Source organism: Actinoplanes sp. NPDC089786 (assembly GCF_040684855.1).
GTDB lineage: Bacteria > Actinomycetota > Actinomycetes > Mycobacteriales > Micromonosporaceae > Actinoplanes.
The window spans coordinates 1-5,908 of the sequence record NZ_JBFBGU010000061.1; the positions used below are offsets into that span (position 1 = coordinate 1).

A 5,908-nucleotide genomic window follows, 5' to 3' on the forward strand; every position below is an offset into this window, starting at 1 on the left:
TGAGCGAGGTCCTGGCCGGGATGGGCTTGACTCTCTCCCCGGCCAAGACGCAGGTCGTCTACCTCGCGGACGGGTTCAACTTCCTCGGCTTCCGCATCGTCTGGATGCAGAAACGAGGAACGGCAAAGTGGCACGTCTACACCTTCATCGCCGACAAGCCAGTCGAATCGCTGAAGCGGAAGATCAGAGCCCTGACCCACCAGTTGTCGCATCTCGATTACAAGATCGCGCTGATCCGGATCAACCAGATCCTGCGCGGCTGGGCCAACTACTTCAAGCACGCGGTCGCCAAGCACACCCTGTCCCGCTTGCACACCTTCGTTTGGTGGCGGGTGATCCGCTGGGTGATGCACCGGCATCGCACCACTTGGAGGGCCATCCAGCGATGGCTCCGGGATCCGCAAGGACACTGGAAGCCCATCCAACTGGCGGGAGTCAGACTGTTCAGCCTCGCCAGCGTGTCGATCACTCGATACCGCTACCGGGGCAACAGCATCCCCAGCCCTTGGCCGGACGCCCTGGACAGCACTGTCCCAACGGCATGATCTCGTGGAGAGCCCGGTGCGGTGAGAGTCGCACGCCGGGTTCGGAGGGCGGGTCGGGGAAACCCACCGGGAGCAATCCCGACAGGGCGCCCCGGCCCGACCCAACAATCTTGCCACCGCCGTGGAAAAGACCGTCGCCCGGCATAAGCACTGCCTCGCCGAACCGATCGACACCCCCGGCGAGCCCGCCGAGGCGGTGGCCGCCGAGCCGACCGGGGCGATGGCCGAACGCCGCCGCGCCCATCACGCCCTGGTCCACGAGTTGCTGGCGCAAGGTGCTGGCTTCCGGCAGATCGCCCGGCACCTCGGCTGGTCCCCACAAGACCGTTTCGAAGTATGCCCACGCCGCCACTTGGCAGGAGCTCGTGGTCGGACAGAGGCCACGACCGAGCCTGGTCGATCCGTTCAAGCCCTATCTACTGCGCCGCATCGGCGAGGGCCGGGTCAAAGTCAGCGCCCTGTATCGCGAGATCACCGCCCGGGGCTTCACCGGCAGCTACCCAATCCTCCGGAGGTTCGTCGAGCAGTACCGCAGCAAACCCGACCTGACGACGACACCGCGCCCGCGGTCGGTGCGGCAGGTGACGGGATGGATCTGCCGGCACCCGGACGACCTCATCGACCGCGACACCGAGCAGCTTCAGCAGATCCTGGAACGCTGCCCAGAACTGCGATCCGCTGTCGAACTGGTCCGCTCCTTCGCTGACATGATGACCCATCTGCACGGCGAACGTCTCACTGCGTGGATCACCGCAGCCGAGCAGGGCGGCATTGCCCGGCATCAGTCGCTTCGCCACCGGTCTGACCGCCGACCTCGCCGCGGTCACTGCTGGCCTGAGCTTGCCCTTCAGCTCCGGGCCGGTCGAAGGCAACGTCAACCGGATCAAGATGCTCAAACGGCAGATGTATGGCCGAGCAGGCTTCGATCTCCTCCGCACGCGCGTGCTCCTGACCAGATAAGCCCGATCAGGCCCGAAGGGCACGCATCGCCGTGGAGGACACCGTCGCCAATCCAGGACGCGCCGGGATTAACAACGTCGTGATACCCATGTCCTCGTTCATCGCCGCCAGTTGAGACTCGTGCCGTAGATCGGTGGGGTTCCGAACGCCGCGGACGATTACGCCGGTCCGGTGCTCATGACAGAACTCGGCTGTCAGCCCCGCCCACGCCGCCACCGCCACATTGCTCCAGTTCGCCGGGAACAAGCAGCGAAGGGCCTCCAACCGCTGCTCCAGCGTCGCAGCTGGTTGCTTATCCCCGTTCACCGCCACAAGCACGGTGACTCGATCGAACAAGCGCCGCACCCGGTCCACGACATCCGCATGCCCGGCAGTGAAGGGGTCGAAAGTTCCCGGATAGACCGCATGCGCGCCGCGCTGGCCGCTACACGTCAGGTCGGACATCCATTCAGGCTAGCCACACCGGGCTGACGGCACCGACACGGAGAGGTGAAGACCACAGGATCGATCACACTTTCTGCGCCAGAGCCGACTATCGACACCACCGGCTCGTGAGTTCTGACTCCATTGATCGGTTCGATCGTTGATCAATCTCCGCGAGTTTTAACTGCACTTCCCCCGCTGTCCGGGTTTGGCTGGCGGCGTTTGGCAGACGCATGCGGGTGAGCACGAGCATGTCGATCAGCCAGCCAGGGCCGCCGGTGATGTCGTGGGCGCGCAAGATTGTGTCGAGCTCGTGGCGGGCGGCTGGGCCGGTGCTGGCGAAGAACTCCTCGCAGAGTTCGAGGATCGCCTCCGTCTCGGGTCAGCCGATGTTCCCACCGCCCCGGGTGGTGTCGAAACTCGCGGACATCGAGTCCATCCGATCGAGCGTCCACCTCCCGTGGTGTCGAAAATGGCGGACAAACTCCACGTCACGAGGGTCTGTCCTGCCGATCCTGATGGACCCACGAGGGTCTGTCGCGCTCACCGGCTGCTAGCTATCGAGTCGATACACCTTCGAGTCCCGCAGCTGGAAGCCGAGCTTCTCGTAAAGCCGGTTCGCTGCCTCGCGTGCCGGCCGTGACGTCAGGTCGACAGTTCTCGCCCCGTCAGCTCGGGCGATCTCGATAGCCGCCTGTGTCAGAGCTGCGCCGACACCATGACCGCGAGCCGCCTCGTCCACCACGACATCCTCGATCCATGCCCGCAGGCCAGTGGGGATCGGGAACGTGACCAACGTCAGCGTGCCGACGATCTCGTCACCAATCCGGGCGATGAGCAGCCTGTTCCCTTGCCACTCGACGAGGGCACGCAGGGCCGCACCATCCAGAGGCCGAGCCGATCGCGATAGCTGTGGCAGCAGCCGTCCGAACGCTTTGACCAAGTCCTCGGTGACGTCCTGTACGACCTCGATGCCGACGCTCATGGCCAACGACTCTAGAGGTTCTCTCCGAGCCGACGTCCTCGACGCGGCGTGCCTCCGCCGATCCCCACCCTGGTAATGACTCAGCCCATCAGTACGTGAAGCACGCTCACCCGGGTGAGCTTCAACGACGCGCCGCCCGCTGGTGTCGAAAGTCGTGGACACGGAATCCTCCGACGATCATGCGGTGCTGAAAGTGGCGTTGAAACGGTGTCCAGAACCGCGGAGATAGCCAGCGCTCCGCTCCGGCAACAAAACCCAGTGAAGTCGACACAGCACGATCCGTATCTTGATGTGCAACTTCAGCACGGAGCGATACAGCCCTCGGCGAGACAGGGCCATCACCTGCCCAGATCAGATGCACTTACCTGCCGTTGCGACACGAGGTCGCACTTTGCGAGTGGACTCGCAGTTAGGAGGACCGGCGTGATGTCGGTGGTGTAGTCCCGGGCGCGTGCTTGCTGCCTGGCCCCTTCCCTGGCGTGCGTCGCTGGTAACGGCGGGGTGCGAAGCCCGGGGGAAAGCCGAAGGATCTCCTTCCCATCGTGGAGGTCACGGGTGAGGGGCAGACCGGACGGGTGAATCGCGTGAACCTTCGTTGATGCTCCGTGAATAGTGGCCCCGCGCGATGGGATGTTCGAGCGGGGTGTTGGGACGGGCCGCTGTGAGGCGGCAGGCGCTGGCCGGGCACGGCATCTGGTCAGGAGAGCACCGCTGGTCCCCGGGGTAGAGAGGGCACCCAACCCGGTCGTAACTCGTGAGTGTGGAACGTGGTAACCCCGACGGGGTCCGCCACCGGTGACGGTGTGCGGTAAGCCGACCGTGAGGAAGGCCCAACTCCCCGGGCGGGAATGGGATGACCAGAAGCGAACGCCGGTGGCCGAAAGGCGACAGGAAACCGAAACAGCTGGCCTTGGTCCTCCTACCGAGGGTTTCGGATAACTGACCGGATACCGGGCCTGGTGCCCGGGCGTGAAAGCGCGCCGACGCGGGTCAGGTGAGCCTGTGTGAGAGACGATGACGACAAGCCTGGCACCGATGGACAAGTTAGACGCCGCCCCTGGTGGGATGGTGAACGGACCGGAGGACGAGATCCTCGACTGGGACGCTGTCATTTGGCGTGCCTGCGAGGAGACCGTACGGAGTTTGCGGCAGAGGATCTTCACGGCGTCGCAGGTGGGGGACCTGAAACGGGTCCGGAACTTGCAGAAGTTGATGCTGCGGTCCCGATCGAACACGCTGCTGGCGGTTCGGCGGGTCACGGAGGTCAACGCTGGACGTTTGACGGCTGGGGTGGACGGCAGGATCGTCCTGGACGCCGAGACCAAGGCCGGCCTGGTGGAGCAGATCCATCGCCGGCAGCGGCCGTGGCAGGCCCGGCCCGTCAAACGGGTGTATATCCCGAAAGCGGACGGCAAGCGCCGTCCGCTCGGTATCCCCGTGATCGTCGACCGGGTCTTGCAGGCCCGGGTGACGGCCGCGTTGGAGCCGGAATGGGAAGCCCGGTTCGAGCCGAGATCGTATGGGTTTCGGCCCGGACGCAGCTGTCAGGACGCGGTCCAGGCCATCTTCGCCACCGTCAAAGGCCGCAACCCGGCCCGGCGGTGGGTCCTGGACGCGGACCCGAAAGCGGCGTTCGACCGCATCGACCACCAGCATCTACTCAGTCAGCTCGGCTTGTTCCCCGCCAGGGAACAGGTCCGGGGCTGGCTGACGGCCGGGGTGGTCGAGCAGGGCTTGTTCACCGCGACCGAGCAGGGAACTCCACAGGGCGGGGTGGTCAGCCCATTGTTGTTGAATGTCGCGCTGCACGGGGTGGAGCACGCCGCCGGGGTTCGTTACCGCACCGTCGGATTCGACGGTGTGGCCACGGCCCGCGACAGCCCGATGCTGATCAGATACGCCGACGACTTCGTCGCCTTATGCCGCACCAGGGATGAAGCGATCCAGGTCAAGGCCCGGCTGGCCGCGTGGCTGACGCCGAGAGGTCTGGCCTTTAACGAGGACAAGACCCGCGTGGTCGACCTCGATGAGGGTTACGACTTCCTCGGGTTCAACGTCCGCCGCTATCACGGCCTGCTGCTGATCAAGCCGAGCAAGACAGCAGTCAGACGGATCCGGAACCGGCTACGCACCGAAGTGCGTGCACTGCGCGGCACCAACGCCGCCGCGGTGATCGCCCGTCTCAACCCGATCATCCGAGGCTGGGCGGCCTACTACCGGACGGTGGTGTCCAAGGAGATTTTCAACTCGCTGGATCACTACCTGTGGAAATTGGTCTACAAGTGGGCCAGGCATTCACACCCGAACAAACCGACGAGCTGGGTCGTTGCCCGCTACTTCGGGATGTTCAACAAGTCCCGGCGAGATCGGTGGGTCTTCGGTGACCGCGACAGCGGCGCCTACCTACAACGGTTCGCCTGGACCAGGATCGTGCGGCACCAGTTGGTCACCGGCACCTCGTCACCCGATGACCCGGTACTGGCCGACTACTGGCAGACCCGACGGCGTCGCCCGAGGCTGCAACCCCCAGTCGATCGCACCACCCAACAGCTGCTCGACAGCCAGCGGGCCCGATGCTTCTACTGTGGGCAGTTCCTCTTGCACGCCGACCGCCCGCCGCAAGCACCACACGAGTGGGAACAGTGGTATCGCGGCCTGCGCAAAGCGATGGATCCCAACGCCATCAGCCTACGACAGGACGGCAGCACGCGGTCCGCAACTCCGTCTGCTCCCCACCCACTGCCACCGCCGCGCCAGCGGCAAACGGCAGGCCAGCACTATGCACACCAGCGGCCCATGGGGCTTGCTTGAGCCGGATGCATGGAAATCGTGCACGTCCGGTTCTGAGGGGGCGGCGGCGCAGCAATGCGCCGTCGCTACCCGGCCATACAACGCGCGTTTGGTCGCGTAGCTTGCCGCGGCCGGCACGCCAGCTGTCACTCGTCGTGGTTACCTTGATGGCGTGGTGGGTTCGCCGTCCGGCGACACTGGAGCT

General features: G+C 65.2%; 5 protein-coding genes. 2 read left to right on the forward strand and 3 right to left on the reverse strand.

Features of this window, described 5'->3' with window-relative positions; genetic code table 11:
* The coding region (locus tag AB0O15_RS47715; protein WP_364334810.1) for a group II intron maturase-specific domain-containing protein at nt 1-545 on the forward strand (545 nt) is incomplete at its 5' end.
* A gap of 416 nt (nt 546-961) precedes the next feature.
* Here the strand turns inward: AB0O15_RS47715 and AB0O15_RS47720 are convergent.
* The 3 genes from AB0O15_RS47720 to AB0O15_RS47730 all read right to left on the reverse strand — a co-directional run bounded on the left by AB0O15_RS47720 (nt 962) and on the right by AB0O15_RS47730 (nt 2,913).
* Nucleotides 962-1,441 carry a hypothetical protein gene (locus AB0O15_RS47720; RefSeq protein ID WP_364334813.1) on the reverse strand — a complete coding sequence of 160 codons (480 nt, stop codon included), beginning with the start codon at nt 1,439-1,441 and terminating at the stop codon, nt 962-964.
* 70 nt (nt 1,442-1,511) lie between these two features.
* A complete protein-coding gene (gene coaD / locus AB0O15_RS47725; RefSeq protein WP_364334816.1) occupies nt 1,512-1,949 on the reverse strand; it encodes a pantetheine-phosphate adenylyltransferase in 438 nt (145 codons plus the stop codon).
* 532 nt (nt 1,950-2,481) lie between these two features.
* Complete coding sequence (locus AB0O15_RS47730) at nt 2,482-2,913, reverse strand: GNAT family N-acetyltransferase (protein ID WP_364334819.1); 432 nt, start codon at nt 2,911-2,913, stop codon at nt 2,482-2,484.
* Nucleotides 2,914-3,948: 1,035 nt separating this feature from the next.
* On the opposite strand from AB0O15_RS47730, the gene ltrA reads away from it, so the two are divergent.
* Nucleotides 3,949-5,724 (forward strand): group II intron reverse transcriptase/maturase, encoded by a 1,776-nt coding sequence (ltrA, locus tag AB0O15_RS47735; RefSeq protein WP_364334822.1) that lies wholly within the window; start codon nt 3,949-3,951, stop codon nt 5,722-5,724.
* The last annotated feature ends 184 nt before the right edge of the window (nt 5,725-5,908 follow it).

What these genes read in the sequence shown, in the direction of transcription:
- AB0O15_RS47730 (WP_364334819.1), bottom strand. Translation starts at nt 2,913, where the DNA reads ATGAGCGTCGGCATCGAGGTCGTACAGGACGTCACCGAGGACTTGGTC.
- ltrA (WP_364334822.1), top strand. Translation starts at nt 3,949, where the DNA reads ATGGACAAGTTAGACGCCGCCCCTGGTGGGATGGTGAACGGACCGGAG.
- coaD (WP_364334816.1), bottom strand. Translation starts at nt 1,949, where the DNA reads ATGTCCGACCTGACGTGTAGCGGCCAGCGCGGCGCGCATGCGGTCTAT.